Here is a 15,346-nt window from a genome sequence, read left to right on the forward strand (position 1 = left end):
AGACCGTCATGGGTTACCAACAAGGATTGAGCGGACTGGCAGGCGCATCGAGCGACCTCGACGTCATCGGCAACAACATCGCGAACGCAAACACCGTCGGCTTCAAGCAAGGCGCTGCGCAGTTCGCGGACATGTACGCGAACTCGGTCGCCACGGCCGTCAATAACCAGATCGGTATCGGCACGCGCATGTCGCAAGTCGAGCAGAACTTTTCGCAAGGCACGATCTCGACGGACGACATCGCACTGCACGTCGCGATCAACGGCAGCGGCTTCTTCCAGATGTCGAACAACGGCGCGCTGACATACTCGCGCAACGGCGTGTTCCAGCTCGACAAGAACGGCTACATCACGAACGCTGACGGTCTGAAGCTGATGGGCTACGCGGCGAACGCGAACGGCATCATCAACACGGCCGGCACGGTGCCGCTGCAGGTGCCGACGGCGAACATTCCGCCGACGGCCACCAAGACGATCACGGCAGGCCTGAACCTGAACGCGCAGGACGCGCTCAAGCTGGGCACGCCCTCGGTGACCTTTACGACCAGCACGGGCTCGCTGACGAACAACGGCGTGTCGATCACCGACGCGACGCAAGGCACGAACGCGAACACGTACACCATCACGTTCTCTAGCCCGACGGCCTACACGGTCACGTCGAGCGACGGCACGAGCACCACGGGCACGTACTCCGCCAATTCGCCGATCAAGCTCGGCAACGGCGAGACGATCACGCTGGCGGGCACGCCTGCTACGGGCGACTCGCTGACGGTCGCGCCGACTGCGCTCGCCTTCGACCCGACCAACAGTGCGACGTACAGCTACTCGACGTCGGTGCCCGTGTACGACTCGCTGGGCGGCGAACAACAGGTCGACATGTACTTCGTGAAGACCTCGGCCGGCTCGTGGGACGTGTACGCAGGCAAGGACGGCAACGTCTCGACGACGAAGATCGGCACCGCGAAGTTCGACACGTCGGGCAATCTGGTCAGCACGCTCGACTCGTCGGGTAACCCGACCTCGACGCTGTTCGCGTTCAACTTCTCGATCCCGAACTCGGACGGCTCCGCGACGCCGCAAAACCTGACGCTGAAGATCGGCGGCACGACGCAGTTCGGCAGCAAGGACGGCACGAACTCGCTGACGCAAGACGGCTTCGCGGCCGGCCAGCTGACGAACTTCACGGTCGGCACGGACGGCATCATCACGGGCAACTACTCGAACGGCCAGACGGCGGCACTCGGCCAGGTCGCACTCGCAACCTTCGCGAACCAGAACGGCCTGATCAACCTCGGCAACAACCAGTTCCAGGCAACGGCTGCTTCGGGCGTTGCAGTAGTCGCCGCGCCGGGCTCGACGAACCACGGCTCGCTGCAAGGCGGCGCCACGGAAAACTCGAACGTCGATCTGACGAGCGAGCTGGTGAACCTGATCACCGCGCAACGCAATTACCAGGCGAACGCGCAGACGATCAAGACCCAGCAGACCGTCGACCAGACGCTCATCAACCTGTAATCGCTGACGTACCGACACCATCATGGACCGGCTCATATACACCGCGATGTCGGGCGCGACCCAGGCGCTCGAACAGCAGGCCGTGGTCGCGAACAACCTCGCGAACACCTCGACCACGGGTTTCAAGGCGCAGCTCGCGACGTTCCGCGCCGTGCCGATGGCGTTCGGCGACGGCAGCACGATTCAGGACGACACCACTCGCACTTTTGTGCTGTCGTCCACGCCGGGCGCGGATTACACGCCCGGCCCGATCCAGCAGACGGGCAACCCGCTCGACGTCGCGATCCAGGGTCCGGGCTGGCTGTCCGTTTTGACGCCTGACGGCGAGGAAGCGTACACGCGTGCAGGCAACCTTCATGTCGACGAAAACGGCCAGCTCGTGACGGCCAACAACCTGCCCGTGGTCGGCGGCGGCGGCCCGGTGGCCGTGCCACCCGGCGCGCAGGTGACCATCGGCAAGGACGGCACCGTATCGGCGCTGATGCCGGGCGACCCCGCCACGACGATCGCACTGGTCGATCAGTTGAAGCTGGTGAATCCCGCCCCCGGCGCGCTCAAGCGCGGCGACGACGGCCTCTTTCACACGAACGACGGCAATCCCGCCGACGCCGATCCCGCTGTGGTCGTCGCGGCAGGCGCGCTGGAAGGCAGCAACGTGAACCCGGTATCGGCGATGGTCTCGATGATCACCAACGCTCGCCAGTTCCAGATGCAGACGAAGATGATCGAGTCCGCCGACCAGAACGAGCAGTCGGCCAACAAGCTGCTGAACTTCAGCTAATCCCGACGCAGATTTAACGGAACGCACCACCCTGCGTTCAGGAGAAACAAGTGAACCGCTCACTCTATATCGCCGCGACCGGCATGAATGCGCAACAGGCGCAGATGGACACGATCTCGAACAACCTCGCGAACGTCAGCACCAACGGCTTCAAGGGCTCGCGCGCCGTGTTCGAGGACCTGCTGTATCAAACGATCCGCCAGCCGGGCGCGAACTCGACGCAGCAGACGGAACTGCCATCGGGCATCCAGCTCGGCACGGGCGTGCAGCAGGTCGCCACCGAGCGTCTGTACACGCAGGGTAACCTGCAGCAGACGGGCAACTCGAAGGACGTCGCGATCAACGGTCAGGGCTTCTTCCAGGTGCAGATGCCGGACGGCACGACGGCCTACACGCGCGACGGCTCGTTCCAGACCAACTCGCAGGGCCAACTCGTCACATCGAGCGGCTATCAGGTGCTGCCCGCCATCACGATTCCGCAGAACGCGACGTCGCTTACGATCGGCAGCGACGGCGTGGTGTCGGTGACGACGGCAGGCTCGACGGCGACGACGCAGATCGGCTCGCTGCAGATTGCCACGTTCATCAACCCGACGGGTCTCGATGCGAAGGGCGAAAACCTGTTCGCCGAGACGACGTCGTCGGGCACGCCGAACGTCGCGACGCCGGGTCTGAACGGCGCGGGCACGCTGAATCAGGGCTACGTCGAAGCATCGAACGTGAACGTCGTGCAGGAACTGGTGAACATGATCCAGACCCAGCGCGCGTACGAAATCAACAGCAAGGCCGTGACGACCTCCGACCAGATGCTGCAGACGCTCAGCCAGATGCCGGTTTAAGGCTGACAGTCGGAAACAATCAGGCGGTAATCAAGATGTCGCACTTCACCCGTATCCAGGTTCCTCTGCGCAGCGCGCGGGCTGTTTCCATGCTCGCGTGTGCCGGCGCGCTCGCAGCCGCGCTCGGCGGCTGTGCACTCGTGCCGAAGCAGCCGATCACCCAGCAGCCGATGACGGCCGTCCCGCCGGCGCCGCCGTCGCTGCAGGCGCCCGGTTCGATCTACAACCCGGGGTACGCTGGCCGGCCGCTGTTCGAAGACCAGCGTCCGCGCAACGTCGGCGACATCCTGACCATCGTCATTTCCGAAAACATCAACGCAACGAAGTCGTCCGGCGCGAACACGAACCGCAACGGCGAGACCAAGTTCGGCGTGCCGACGGCGGGCTTTCTCGGCGGCCTGTTCGGCAAGGTGAACCTCGACGCGACGGGCGCCAACACGTTCAAGGCAACGGGCGGCGCCAATGCATCGAACACTTTCAGTGGCACGATTACCGTCACGGTGATCGGCGTGCAGCCGAACGGCAACCTCGTCGTCAGCGGCGAGAAGCAGATGCTGATCAACCAGGGCAACGAGTTCGTGCGTTTCTCGGGTGTGGTCAACCCGAACACGATCAGCAGCCTGAATGCCGTCTACTCGACTCAGGTCGCGGACGCGAAGATCGAGTATTCAGCCAAGGGTTACATCGACGAGTCGCAGAACATGAGCTGGCTGCAACGCTTCTTCCTCAACGTCGCGCCGTTCTGACCATGCGAACCTTCTCTTTCTCCCGTCTGAAGCCCGTCATCGGAATCGCCGCGCGTGCGTTCGCAATGGTGGCGCTCGCGTGCGCCGCGCTGCCCGTCACGACGCATGTCGCCCACGCAGAACGCCTGAAGGATCTCGTGCAGATCCAGGGCGTGCGCGACAACCCGCTGATCGGCTATGGCCTGGTCGTCGGTCTCGACGGCACGGGCGACCAGACCACGCAGACGCCGTTCACGACGCAGACGCTCGCGAACATGCTCGCGAACCTCGGCATATCGATCAACAACCAGCAGGCGGGCTCGAATTCCAGCAACAGTTCGCTCTCGAGCATGCAGCTGAAGAACGTCGCCGCCGTGATGGTGACGGCATCGCTGCCCGCGTTCGCGCGTCCCGGCGAAGCCCTCGACGTGACGGTCTCGTCGCTCGGCAACGCGAAGAGCCTGCGCGGCGGCACGTTGCTGCTCACGCCGCTCAAGGGCGCCGACGGCCAGGTGTACGCGCTGGCGCAGGGCAACATGGCCGTCGGCGGCGCAGGTGCGAGCGCGAACGGCAGCAAGGTGCAGGTGAACCAGCTTGCGGCTGGCCGCATTACGGGCGGCGCGATCGTCGAACGCTCGGTGCCGACGACGATTTCGCAGGCAGGCACGATGCAGCTCGAACTGAACGACATGGACTACGACACGACGCAGCGCGTGACGTCCGCGATCAACAACGCGTTCGGCTTCGGCACGGCAGTTGCGCTCGACGGCCGCACGATCCAGTTGCGCGCGCCGAGCGATCCGGCGCAGCAGGTGCAGTTCATGGCGCAGTTGCAGAATCTCGACGTGAAGCCTGGTCAGGCGGCCGCCAAGGTGATCCTGAACGCGCGCACGGGCTCGATCGTGATGAATCAGATGGTCACGCTGCAGAATTGCGCGGTTGCGCACGGCAATCTTTCCGTGATCGTCAACACGCAGCCGGTGGTGAGTCAGCCGGGTGCGTTCTCGAATGGCCAGACGGTGGTTGCGCAACAGTCGCAGATCGCGCTGAAGCAGGACAACGGCGCGCTCAAGCTGGTGAGTGCGGGCGCGAATCTCGCAGAAGTCGTGAAGGCGCTCAACGCGCTCGGCGCGACGCCTGCGGATCTGATGTCGATCCTCCAGGCCATGAAGGCAGCGGGTGCGCTGCGAGCCGAACTCGAGATCATCTAAGGAACAGCAAGAATGAACTCCGATACGACGCGCAACGCCGCGAATGACCTGACCAACCGTTTCGCGCTCGACACACAGGGCTTCGATGCGATGCGCGCGCAGGCAGTCGCGAATCCGCGCGAAGCGATGAAGTCGGCTGCGAAGCAGTTCGACGCGGTCTTCACGCAAATGATGCTGAAGAGCATGCGCGATGCGACGCCGCAAGATGGTCCGTTCGATTCGCACGATTCGGCGACCTTCACGTCGATGATGGACCAGCAGCTTTCGCAGCAGATGTCGTCTAAGGGCATCGGCGTCGCCGACGCGATGCTCAAGCAGTTGATGCGCAACTCGGGCATGTCCGCCGACGATTCGAACGCTGGCAACAACGTCGCGCTGAATGCGCTGGCGAAGGCGTATTCGAATCCGGCGAACAACGGCGCGCTGAAGATGGGCAAGGGTTATTCGGCGAACAGCGCGTTGACGCCGCCCGTGCGCGGCGACGGTTCGTCGGACAAGGTCGATGCCTTCGTCGACAAGCTTGCTGCTCCCGCGCAGGCCGCGAGCGCCGCGACGGGTATTCCGGCGCGCTTCATCATCGGCCAGGCCGCCCTCGAATCGGGCTGGGGCAAGCGCGAGATCAGGAAGTCGGATGGCTCGACGAGCCACAACATCTTCGGCATCAAGGCCACCGATGACTGGACCGGCAAGACAGTCGCTACAGTCACGACCGAGTACATCAACGGCCGTCCGCAGCGCGTGGTGGAGAAATTCCGCGCGTACGATTCGTACGAGGAAGCGATGACGGACTACGCGAGTTTCCTGAAGTCGAATCCGCGCTATGCGCAGGTGATCAATTCGTCGCGCGATGTGAACGGCTTTGCGCAGGGCATGCAGCGCGCCGGTTACGCGACCGATCCGCACTACGCGAAGAAGCTCATCTCGATCATGCAGAAGATGGTGTGACGGTTGCTGGCGCGGCGCGCCCGGGTGTGCCGGGGAGCGTCGCGGCGCGATACATCACAGGCATCGAGCCGGCGACGATGGAACGTCGACGGGGCCACGCGGCGCCCGTCGGCCAGAGCCGCTTTCCTTCCTGTCGAGTCTCTTCCATTTGTCCGGATGCGCATTGAGTTTCGCGTATCCTGTTTGTTGCGGCGTCAAACGTTTGCGGAAAATATTTCGTAAAAGCGGGCTAAACTTTGACCCGACGCTGCCGCTAAACAGGCTGACCCGATACCGGAAAGCGTAGAAAATTCCGGTCCCACGTGTGTTTCGCGACCGCTGCAGGCTGGGCTGAAACCTGGCTGGCCGTCTTCGCGCGACGTGCCCGCAAGAACGAAGAGAAATTGGCAAGGCCATGAATACCACCCAGTCGAATGGTGACAACCGCGAGACGGAAGGCGTCGACTTCGGCCGCCGCAATCCGCTTGAGATCGGTGTGCAGTTGCGCAACCTGCTCAATCGCGGCGATTTTCTGACCGTGCAGTACAAGGGCGGGCAGCTCGTGACGAAGATTCTCGAGGTGGACGTGCGCGAGCGAACGTTCACGTTCGACTGGGGCGCGCTCGCGGAGCAGAACCGAGGCTTGCTGTCATCGCCCGAAGGCCATTTCCACGCGACGCCGGACGGCGTGCGAGTTCATTTCGTCACGCACACGCCACGCGAGACGACTTTCGAGGGCCGTCCGTCGTTCGAGGCCGATTTCCCCGAGGTGCTCTATTACGTTCAGCGTCGCGAGTATTTTCGCGTCGATGCGCCGCTGCTCGATCCGTACATTTGTCGTGGACGGCTGCCGGATGGCGAGGGCTTCCGCTTCGAGGTGCAGGATCTGTCACTGGGAGGCATCGCGATGCGCACGAGCGACGAGCGCGTGACGTCGCTGGAGCACGGCGTGCAGCTGCTCGATACGGAGGTCACGCTTGGGGCGCTGGGGACGTTGCAGCTCGATCTCGAGTTGATGTCGAACCGGATTATCGAGCTGCCTAATGGTACGCAGCGGTATACGTTGGGGTTCAGGTTTTTGTCCCTGCCGGGAAATGCCGAGAACACGCTTCAGCGGCTGATCACCCAGCTGGAGATGAAGCGGCGCTCATTGGTGCGCGCGTAACTCATTTGTCTCTCTTCTCTCTGCTGGGCGGTAGTGGGGACCTTTCGGCGCGGGTAGGCCTTTTTGGTTTTGGTTTTGGTTTTGCTTTTGGTTTTGCTTTTGCTGGCATCCGCGTTTTGCTTCTGGTTGGCTGGCGTTGCCCCTGTGCGGGGCACACCTACTTTTCTTTGCCGCGGCAAAGAAAAGTAGGCAAAAGAAAGCCGCTCACACCGCCAGCCTGTGTGATTGCCCACGGGCCCCCAACGTCCCCATCCTTCACGCGGCAGCGCACTAGCTTGCGTGCGTTGCCAGCGCCGTGAACAGCCGCACCACCCACTCCAGTCACCCGTAGTCCCGCCAGCGGCAGCGTTTCGTCTGAGCCGCCCAGGTGGCAAACTGTGTGTAAGTAGTCGCGCCGCGTGCGTTGCCGATCCTACGACACCGATCCCGCTTTTTAGTCCGGAGTGGTGCACTTCCCTCGTGACGGCCTACACACAGTTTGCCACCTGGGCGGCCATGGACGTCTGGCAACGCGATACGTGACGCGGGAATGTGAAGTGGGTGAGGCGAATCCAGGAGCGCTGGCGACGGGCGTACATTAGCGCGATACCGCAAGCAGGACGGGGACGTTGGGGGCCCGTGGGTAAGAACGAGGATTGGCGGTGTGAGCGGCTTTCTTTTGCCTACTTTTCTTTGCCGCGGCAAAGAAAAGTAGGTGCCGCCCCGCACAGGGGCAACGCCAGCCAACCAGAAGCAAATCGCGGATGCCAGCAAAACCGAAAGCAAAAGCAGAAGCAAAAGCAAAAGCAGAAGCAAAAGCAAAACCAAAAAGGCGTAGCCCGCGCCGAGCAGGCAAACATGGCGACTGGCGTCGCAGAACAAATTCACAATGGCGAAGCCGCGCCGCAGGCAAAAAACCTCATTACGCCCTCAATGTTCCGGCGCCCAGGCCGATATATGAAGTGTTCGGTCAACCTGGCAGTGCTCACGCGCTGCCCCTTACGCCGTCTTTCAGGATGACGCATGTCGAGTAACCTTTTTAGCATCGGCCTTAGTGGACTCAATGCAGCCCAGTGGGGGCTGACGACTACGGGTCAGAACATCAGCAACCAGGCGACGCCCGGCTACTCCGTCGAGCGTCCCGTCTACGCGGAATCGAGTGGTCAGTACACGGGCTCCGGCTATCTCGGCAGCGGCGTATCGACGACGACCGTCCAGCGCCAGTACAGCCAGTACCTGACGACCGAGCTCAACAACGCGCAGTCGCAGTCCGGCTCGCTCAATTCTTACTACAACCTGATCGCCCAGCTCAACAACATGGTCGGCAGCCCGACTTCGGGTATATCCAGCGCGATCACGAGCTACTTCACCGGCCTGCAGAACGTCGCGAACGATGCATCGAATCCCGCGATGCGCCAAAGCGCCATCAGCAACGCGCAATCGTTGGCGGACCAGATCAATGCAGCAGGCGACCAGTACGACCAGCTGCGCACCAACGTCAACACGCAGCTCGGCGATACGGTCAAGCAGATCAACACCTACAGCTCGCAAATCGCACAGCTGAACGCGCAGATCCAGTCGCTGAGCGCACAAGGCCAACCACCCAACCAGTTGCTCGACCAGCGCGATCTCGCTGTGTCGAACCTGTCGCAACTGGTCGGCGTGCAGGTCGTGCAAGGCGATACCGGCTATAGCGTGTTCATGGGCAACGGCCAGCCGCTCGTCGTCGCCGACAAGAGCTTCAATCTTACGACGGTCACCTCGCCTGCCGATCCGACGGAAACGGCCGTTGCTTATGCAGGTCTCTCCAGCCTTGCAGGAACGACGACGCCGCAAATCCTGCCCGACAGCACCCCGCTGGGAGGGCAGATCGGTGGGCTGATGACGTTCCGCAGCCAGACGCTGGACCCCGCCGAAGCGCAACTCGGCGCGATTGCGACGAGCTTCGCCGCGCAGGTCAACGCGCAGAACGCGCTCGGCATCGACCTGAATGGCAACAAGGGCGGCGCGCTCTTCACGGTCGGCAATCCGACCGTCTACGCGAACGCCAACAACACGGGCGGCGCAACGCTGGGCGCGACGCTGTCGAATCCGTCGCAACCCGTATCGGGCGACTACTCGCTGGCGTACGACGGCACGAACTACACGTTGACCAACCGCGACACGGGCCAGGTTGTCGGCCAGGCGTCGAGCCTGACCAGCCCGATCGGCGGCATCCAGTTCAACCTGTCGGGCACGATGAACGCTGGCGATTCGTTCACCGTCGAACCGACGCGCGGCGCGCTCAACGGCTTCGCGCTGACGACGAGCGACGGCTCGGCGATCGCCGCTTCATCGCCGGTTCTCGTGTCGACGGGCACGGCGAACACGGGCACGTCGACAGTCACGCAAGGCACGGTGTCGTCGGGCTACACCTTGCCGAGCACTTCGACGACACTCACGTACAACTCGGCGACGGGGTCGCTGTCCGGCTTCCCCGTCGGCTCCACCGTGACGATCGACGGCACGCCGCCGACTTCGTACAACATCACGGCGACAACGACGCCCGTGCCGTATAACCCGGCCACGGGCGCGTCGATGACGATCACGGGCGCGGCGATCAACAACGTGTCGCTGCAGATCACGGGCTCGCCCGCGAACGGCGACACCTACACGATCGCGCCGAACCCGGCGGGCGGCAAAGACGGCCGCAACGCCCAGCTGATCTCGAATCTCGTGACAGCGAAGTCGATGGGCAACGGCACGCTGACGCTGACCGACTCGTACGCGAACTACGTGAACGACATCGGCAACCAGACGAATCAGGTTCAGACGTCGAACAAGGCGCAGTCGGCGCTCGTGACGCAGATCACGACGGCGCAGCAAGCCATTTCGGGCGTGAACATCAACGAAGAAGCGGCGAACCTGCTGCAATACCAGCAGCTGTATCAGGCGAACAGCAAGGTCATCCAGACCGCACAGACGCTGTTCCAGACGATCCTCGGCATCTTCAATTGAGGCGTTGAACGCATATGCGCATCTCTACTTCGCAATATTTCGGCATGAACGTCCAGACGATGGACGATCAGCAATCGACGCTGGCGCAGCTGTATCAGCAACTGTCGAGCGGCGTGAGCCTCGCGACGCCGTCGGACAATCCCGTGGGCGCGGCGCAGGCCGTGCAGCTCAGCATGCAGGGCGCGACGCTGTCGCAGTATGCGAGCAACCAGAACACTGCCCTGCAGGCGCTGCAATCGGAAGACGGCTCGCTGTCCAGCGTCAACACCGTGCTGACCACGATCAACACGCTGCTCGTGCGCGCCGGCGACGGCTCGCTGAACGACGGCGACCGCGGCGATATCGCGACCCAGCTGCAAGGCATCCGCAGCCAGCTGATGGGGCTCGCGAACGGCACGGACGGCTCGGGCAACTATCTGTACGCCGGCTATCAGGCATCGACGCCGCCGTTCTCGGTCGACGCTAGCGGCGCCGTGCAATACAACGGCGACAACGGCATCCAGCACGTGCAGGTGACGGGCACTCGCAACATCGCAATCGGCGATACAGGCCGCGACGTGTTCCTCGGCATTTCGCCCGCGGGCAGCTCGCCGGTGACTGCGGGCAATTCGTCCAACACGGGGTCGGGCACGATCGGAAACGTGTCGGTGAGCAACCCGACCGATCCGACGAACCAGCACAAGTACACGATCAACTTCACGTCGACGACCACGTACACGATCACGGACGTCACAGCGGCGACGACGAGCGCGCCGCAGACGTACGCGGCGGGCCAGGCGATCACGCTGGGCGGCGGCGGTCAGAATGTGACGATCTCGGGCGCACCGAATGCGGGCGATTCGTTCTCGGTGACGCCGGCGGCACAATCGAGCACGGACGTATTCGCGAACCTCGACAAGGTGATTGCCGCGCTGCAAACGTCCGTTTCGGGCGCGGGCGGTCAGGCGAATCTGACGAACGCGTTGGGCACGGCGATGACCCAGTTGCACAACACGATGAACAACGTGACGTCGATTCAGACGTCCGTCGGCGGACGCGAGCAGGAGATCGAGGCGCTGCAGACCGTCACGCAGACTAATTCGCTGCAGACGAGCAGCAATCTTGCTGATCTGACGCAGACGGATCTGACGTCGACGATCAGCAAGTACACAATGACCCAGTTTTCGCTGCAGGCCGCGCAGCAGGGCTTCTCGATGATTCAGAAGTTGTCGTTGTTCGATTACATCGGGAATTGATTGCCGGGGTCACCGGAAGTACTTCGTCTCGGCGACGCCTGGCTCTTTTTTGGAGGACTGGGCGTTTTTGCTTTTTGCTTCAGCGCTGGCATCCGCGCTTTGCTTCTGGTTTGCTAGTGCCGCCCCGCACAGGGGCAACGTATGAAGCAAGATGACATCACGCGGATGCCAGCAAAAGCAAAAGCAAAGGCGAGAGCAAAAAGACAACCCGCGCGAGCCAAACCAGAACCGCTATTCAAACCAAAACCAAAGAGCCGATCTTAAAAAAGATCGGCTCTCGAAGAAACGATTTACCGCCCGCAGGGCAAAAAACAGATTAACTCGTCTCAGCCGAAGCCCATGACTGCTCGCGCAACCGGGTCCGAAGCCGTGCAACGGCCTGAGAATGCAGCTGACAAACGCGGGATTCGCTCACCTCCATCACAGCCCCGATCTCGCGCAGGTTCAACCCGCGCTCATAGTACAGCGACATCAGCAGCTTCTCCCGCTCCGGCAAGCGGTCGATCGCCTCGACCAGAGCACCCCGCAGCGACTCGTCCAGCAGCGCCGACAGCGGATCCGAATGATCGACGCAATAGCGGTCCAGGAACGGCTCGTCGTCCGCCGAACGATCGAAGTCCTCGTAGTAGATCAACTGGCTGCCGTGCAGATCCTGCAGCATCGACTGATACTCGTCGAGCGGCATCTTCAGATGCTCGGCGATCTCCGTCTCACTCGCCGAGCGGCCCAGCGACTGCTCGACCTGATGCACGGCACTCTCGACCTCGCGCGACGTGCGGCGCAAGCTACGCGGCAGCCAGTCGTTGCTGCGCAGCTCGTCGAGCATCGCGCCGCGAATCCGCTGGCTCGCGTACGTCTCGAACTGCGCACCCTGGTCTTCCTTGTAACGGCTCGCCGCGTCCAGCAGGCCAATCATGCCCGCCTGAATCAGATCGTCGAGATCGACGCTCGCCGGCATCTTGGCGACGAGCTGCAAGCCGAGACGACGCACGAGCGGTGCGTATTTCGTCAAAACGTCGGCTTGCGAAATTTTTCCTTGAGCGTTGTACATCGTGCTCCCCTTTTTCCTTGCCTTCAGGCGTGCTGCGCAGACGGTTGATCGGCAAATTGCGCCGCTGTTACGGTCGTCGGCGGCACGCCATGCGTCCGTGACGAAATCGCTGGCCGCATCGGCCAGTACTGCAGTTCGGCTGCGATATGACGGAAATCGCGCGCAGCAGGTGCCGATGGGAAAGCATCGACGACACAACGCGACAAGTCCGTGGCTCGCGCCATTAAAGGATCGGCTGCAACGCAGCCGGCATCTTCCAGAGACACGGCGAGATAACGTCCCGCCACGCCCGCCAGGTTTTCAAAAGCGGTGTGCGCGTCGGTCACGCTCTGCACGTGGTTCACGAGCACGCGAAACTGTGCGATTGCATGCACGAAATGCAGGCGCTTCATGCACGCGTAGGCATCCGTGATCGCCTGCGCCGCGACGCGCGTCACCATCAGCAGGTCGTGCGACTGCATCGCAAGCGCGGACAGCGAGCCTTCGCGATCCACCTGTGCGTCGATCAGCACGACGTCGGCCGGGCCGCTCAGCACCACACCCATCTGCTCCCGCGTGCAGCTCTCGCGATTGCCGCGCGATGCAGCGAGCACCGCGAACCCCAGCGCATGACGGCCGGCTGCCTGCTCGAGCGACATCTCGCCGCGCATCACCGCGGAGAAATTGCCCGCGCCGCGTACGCCGCCCAACATCGCGCTCACCGAGCGCTCGCCGAGACACTCGTCGATCACCAGCACGTCCTTGCCCTGCTCCGCGAGCGCGGCGGCGAGATTCACCACCGTCGTCGTCACGCCCACGCCGCGCGAACCGCCTGCGACGGCCACAATCCGCGAGCCTGAGCGTGCGAGCAGACGCCTCAGTCCTTCTGCCTGGTCCAGCACGAACTTATCCAAAGCGAACCTCATGCAGATCGGCGGTCGAACGGGCCGACAAGGCCGACAGCAGTGCCGGCACGTCTTCGTCCTGCGGGACGAACGGCGAGTTGTCGCGCGGAATGCAGAAGGCGCTCTTGATCAGGAATTTCTTCGTCGCGACGTAGAGGTTCTCCGGCACCTTCTGTCCCGTCGATGCGTAATGCACGGGCAGCTTGTACCGGATCACCGTGTCGAGCACGCTGCCCAGATTGGTCGCTTCGTCGAGCTTGGTCAGGATGCAGCCGGCGAGCGGTTGCTGGTCCGGCGCGTTCTGATAGGCCTGCACGACTTCGTTCAGCGTGTCGCCGTGGCTCGTCGCGTTCAGCAGCAAGAGGCGCTGCACGGGCTGACCGGCGCGGCACAGCATCGCGATCTGGTCGGACACAAGGCGGTCGCGCTGGCTCATGCCGATTGTGTCGATCAGCACGATGTGCTTGTTGCGCAGTTCCGAGAGCGCGAGCGTCAGATCGGCGCTGTCCTTTACCGCATGCACCGACACACCGAGGATCTTGCCGAAGATACGCAGTTGCTCATGGCCGCCGATCCGGTAGCTGTCGGTGGTGAGCAGCGCGACCTTGCTGGCGCCGAAGCGCATCACGCAGCGCGCGGCGAGCTTGGCCGTGGTCGTGGTCTTGCCGACGCCCGTCGGGCCCATCAGCGCGAACACGCCGCCGCGCTCCATCAACGCGTCTTCGTTCTCCATCACGGGCACGTTCGATTCGAGCACCGTCCGCACCCACTCCATACCCTCGTCCATGCCGTCGACTTCGGGCAGGTTGTCGATCACCATCTTCACGAGTTGCGCCGAGAAGCCCGCAGCGAACAGATGTCTGGTCAGCGCAGCATGCGTCGGGCTGCGGCGCTGGCGGTCGGCCCACAGCAGGCCTGCGAACTGCTCTTCCATCATGCCGCGCATCGCGCCCAGCTCGTGCATCACGGTCTCGTTGACCATCTGCTCGATGCGCGACTGGATCGACTCCGTGAGCGCGGCGGCGACCTTCGGCGTGATGTCGCCGGCTGCGCCCTTGCGCGCGTCGCGTGCCGTGTTGATGTCGCTCGCGCCTTCCGCCACCGTCGGCGTGACGTGGCCCTTGTGCGCGGCGCGCCGGGCGGCGAGTTGCGCCGCTTCGCGCGCCCAGTCGGGCTTCGCTTCTTCGTTCACTGCATCGACGGGCGTACCCAGCCCGCGCGCGACAGCGGCGGCGGGCGTCATCGTCGGATTGGCTGCGGGCACCACGTCCTTGGCCGCAATGCGGCGCGCGTGATCGATCAGCCAAGGATTCGTTTCGGCCATCGTGCGCTGGCGAACGGGTGCTTCAGGCATCGCGGTCGCTGTCGGCTTGACGGCGGCTGCGGGCGCTGCGGGAACTTCGCTGCGTGCTTCCGCGCGCAGTTCGACGCGAACGTCGTCGGTTGCGCGCGCCGCGTTCACAGCGGGCGAGTCGGCTGCTGCGTCCGCGGCCGTGGCCGTTTGCGGCTCAGGCTTCTCTTCGCTCGCGGCGGGCATGCGCTCGGTGCCCGCTTCAGGGCTGGCGCCGAACACCGACGAGAACACGTCGGGCATACCGCTCGCGTACGGATTGACGGGCATCGACAGCGCGGACGGCTGCGTCGGCGATGCGGTCGGCGCTACCGGCGCGCGCGCACCGCCAGCTGCAGCGTTCGCGCCTGCGTTCGGGCTGCCGGATGCTGCGCCTTCCTGGCCGCGCGGCGCGATTGCGCTCAGGTCGCGGTCGGCAACGGCGACGATTTCGACCGTGCCATCTTCGTTGGTGCGATTCGACAGCACGACTGCATCGGAGCCCAATGCCTCACGGACGAGACGCAGCGCGTCACGACTCGTTGCACCGACAAATTTGCGAATGTTCAAGCTGATTCTCCGATGAGCTGCGCGGACCGGCGACATACCGTTTCCCGATGCAATGAATTATTGCGAAAGATGACCAGGCACCATCGGGCAATAAAGACGGTGAAACGCTGGCAATTCAGGCATTCGGTGCACGCGCAACGG

The 15,346-nt window shown here is 63.4% G+C and carries 13 protein-coding genes; 10 read left to right on the forward strand and 3 right to left on the reverse strand.

Annotation, left to right across the window (positions count from 1 at the left end; genetic code table 11):
• Positions 1 to 8: 8 nt before the first annotated feature.
• The 10 genes from BPHY_RS15035 to flgL all read left to right on the forward strand — a co-directional run bounded on the left by BPHY_RS15035 (position 9) and on the right by flgL (position 11,370).
• Entirely contained in the window at positions 9 to 1,514 is a 1,506-nt protein-coding gene (locus tag BPHY_RS15035; RefSeq protein ID WP_012402300.1) for a flagellar hook protein FlgE, read from the forward strand.
• A 22-nt stretch (positions 1,515 to 1,536) separates the two neighbouring features.
• Complete coding sequence (flgF, locus tag BPHY_RS15040) at positions 1,537 to 2,295, forward strand: flagellar basal-body rod protein FlgF (RefSeq protein ID WP_012402301.1); 759 nt, start codon at positions 1,537 to 1,539, stop codon at positions 2,293 to 2,295.
• A 50-nt stretch (positions 2,296 to 2,345) separates the two neighbouring features.
• A complete protein-coding gene (flgG, locus tag BPHY_RS15045) occupies positions 2,346 to 3,134 on the forward strand; it encodes a flagellar basal-body rod protein FlgG (protein ID WP_012402302.1) in 789 nt (262 codons plus the stop codon).
• A gap of 35 nt (positions 3,135 to 3,169) precedes the next feature.
• On the forward strand, positions 3,170 to 3,880 hold the full coding sequence (flgH, locus tag BPHY_RS15050; protein ID WP_012402303.1) for a flagellar basal body L-ring protein FlgH: 711 nt from the start codon (positions 3,170 to 3,172) through the stop codon (positions 3,878 to 3,880).
• Between the two features lie 2 nt (positions 3,881 to 3,882).
• The gene (locus BPHY_RS15055) at positions 3,883 to 5,070 is read left to right on the forward strand and encodes a flagellar basal body P-ring protein FlgI (protein WP_012402304.1); all 1,188 of its coding nucleotides are present in this window, start codon (positions 3,883 to 3,885) and stop codon (positions 5,068 to 5,070) included.
• A 12-nt stretch (positions 5,071 to 5,082) separates the two neighbouring features.
• Positions 5,083 to 6,015: a flagellar assembly peptidoglycan hydrolase FlgJ gene (flgJ, locus tag BPHY_RS15060; protein WP_012402305.1), complete on the forward strand. Its 933-nt coding sequence runs from the start codon at positions 5,083 to 5,085 to the stop codon at positions 6,013 to 6,015.
• A gap of 394 nt (positions 6,016 to 6,409) precedes the next feature.
• Complete coding sequence (locus BPHY_RS15065; RefSeq protein WP_012402306.1) at positions 6,410 to 7,159, forward strand: flagellar brake protein; 750 nt, start codon at positions 6,410 to 6,412, stop codon at positions 7,157 to 7,159.
• Between the two features lie 618 nt (positions 7,160 to 7,777).
• Entirely contained in the window at positions 7,778 to 8,158 is a 381-nt protein-coding gene (locus BPHY_RS41745) for a hypothetical protein (RefSeq protein ID WP_157686552.1), read from the forward strand.
• A gap of 3 nt (positions 8,159 to 8,161) precedes the next feature.
• On the forward strand, positions 8,162 to 10,135 hold the full coding sequence (flgK, locus tag BPHY_RS15070) for a flagellar hook-associated protein FlgK (protein WP_012402307.1): 1,974 nt from the start codon (positions 8,162 to 8,164) through the stop codon (positions 10,133 to 10,135).
• Positions 10,136 to 10,149: 14 nt separating this feature from the next.
• On the forward strand, positions 10,150 to 11,370 hold the full coding sequence (gene flgL / locus BPHY_RS15075) for a flagellar hook-associated protein FlgL (RefSeq protein WP_012402308.1): 1,221 nt from the start codon (positions 10,150 to 10,152) through the stop codon (positions 11,368 to 11,370).
• A 316-nt stretch (positions 11,371 to 11,686) separates the two neighbouring features.
• On the opposite strand, the gene BPHY_RS15080 is transcribed toward flgL, so the two are convergent.
• Genes BPHY_RS15080 through flhF form a run of 3 tightly spaced genes read right to left on the reverse strand, consistent with a single transcriptional unit; the run spans position 11,687 to position 15,205 of the window.
• Positions 11,687 to 12,421 (reverse strand): RNA polymerase sigma factor FliA, encoded by a 735-nt coding sequence (locus tag BPHY_RS15080; protein WP_012402309.1) that lies wholly within the window; start codon positions 12,419 to 12,421, stop codon positions 11,687 to 11,689.
• Positions 12,422 to 12,444: 23 nt separating this feature from the next.
• Positions 12,445 to 13,314, reverse strand: coding sequence for a MinD/ParA family ATP-binding protein (locus BPHY_RS15085; RefSeq protein ID WP_041763635.1), 870 nt, complete (start codon positions 13,312 to 13,314; stop codon positions 12,445 to 12,447).
• Complete coding sequence (flhF, locus tag BPHY_RS15090; RefSeq protein ID WP_041763636.1) at positions 13,307 to 15,205, reverse strand: flagellar biosynthesis protein FlhF; 1,899 nt, start codon at positions 15,203 to 15,205, stop codon at positions 13,307 to 13,309. The genes BPHY_RS15085 and flhF overlap by 8 nt, the downstream gene beginning before the upstream one ends.
• Positions 15,206 to 15,346: the final 141 nt, after the last annotated feature.

It is taken from the genome of Paraburkholderia phymatum STM815 (genome assembly GCF_000020045.1).
Classification (GTDB): Bacteria; Pseudomonadota; Gammaproteobacteria; order Burkholderiales; family Burkholderiaceae; genus Paraburkholderia; species Paraburkholderia phymatum.

Excerpts from the sequence above, each read along its gene's own strand:
- flgK (WP_012402307.1), top strand. The coding sequence starts at position 8,162 with ATGTCGAGTAACCTTTTTAGCATCGGCCTTAGTGGACTCAATGCAGCC.
- flgH (WP_012402303.1), top strand. The coding sequence starts at position 3,170 with ATGTCGCACTTCACCCGTATCCAGGTTCCTCTGCGCAGCGCGCGGGCT.
- BPHY_RS15065 (WP_012402306.1), top strand. The coding sequence starts at position 6,410 with ATGAATACCACCCAGTCGAATGGTGACAACCGCGAGACGGAAGGCGTC.
- BPHY_RS15035 (WP_012402300.1), top strand. The coding sequence starts at position 9 with ATGGGTTACCAACAAGGATTGAGCGGACTGGCAGGCGCATCGAGCGAC.
- BPHY_RS15080 (WP_012402309.1), bottom strand. The coding sequence starts at position 12,421 with ATGTACAACGCTCAAGGAAAAATTTCGCAAGCCGACGTTTTGACGAAA.
- flgJ (WP_012402305.1), top strand. The coding sequence starts at position 5,083 with ATGAACTCCGATACGACGCGCAACGCCGCGAATGACCTGACCAACCGT.
- BPHY_RS15055 (WP_012402304.1), top strand. The coding sequence starts at position 3,883 with ATGCGAACCTTCTCTTTCTCCCGTCTGAAGCCCGTCATCGGAATCGCC.
- flgF (WP_012402301.1), top strand. The coding sequence starts at position 1,537 with ATGGACCGGCTCATATACACCGCGATGTCGGGCGCGACCCAGGCGCTC.
- flgL (WP_012402308.1), top strand. The coding sequence starts at position 10,150 with ATGCGCATCTCTACTTCGCAATATTTCGGCATGAACGTCCAGACGATG.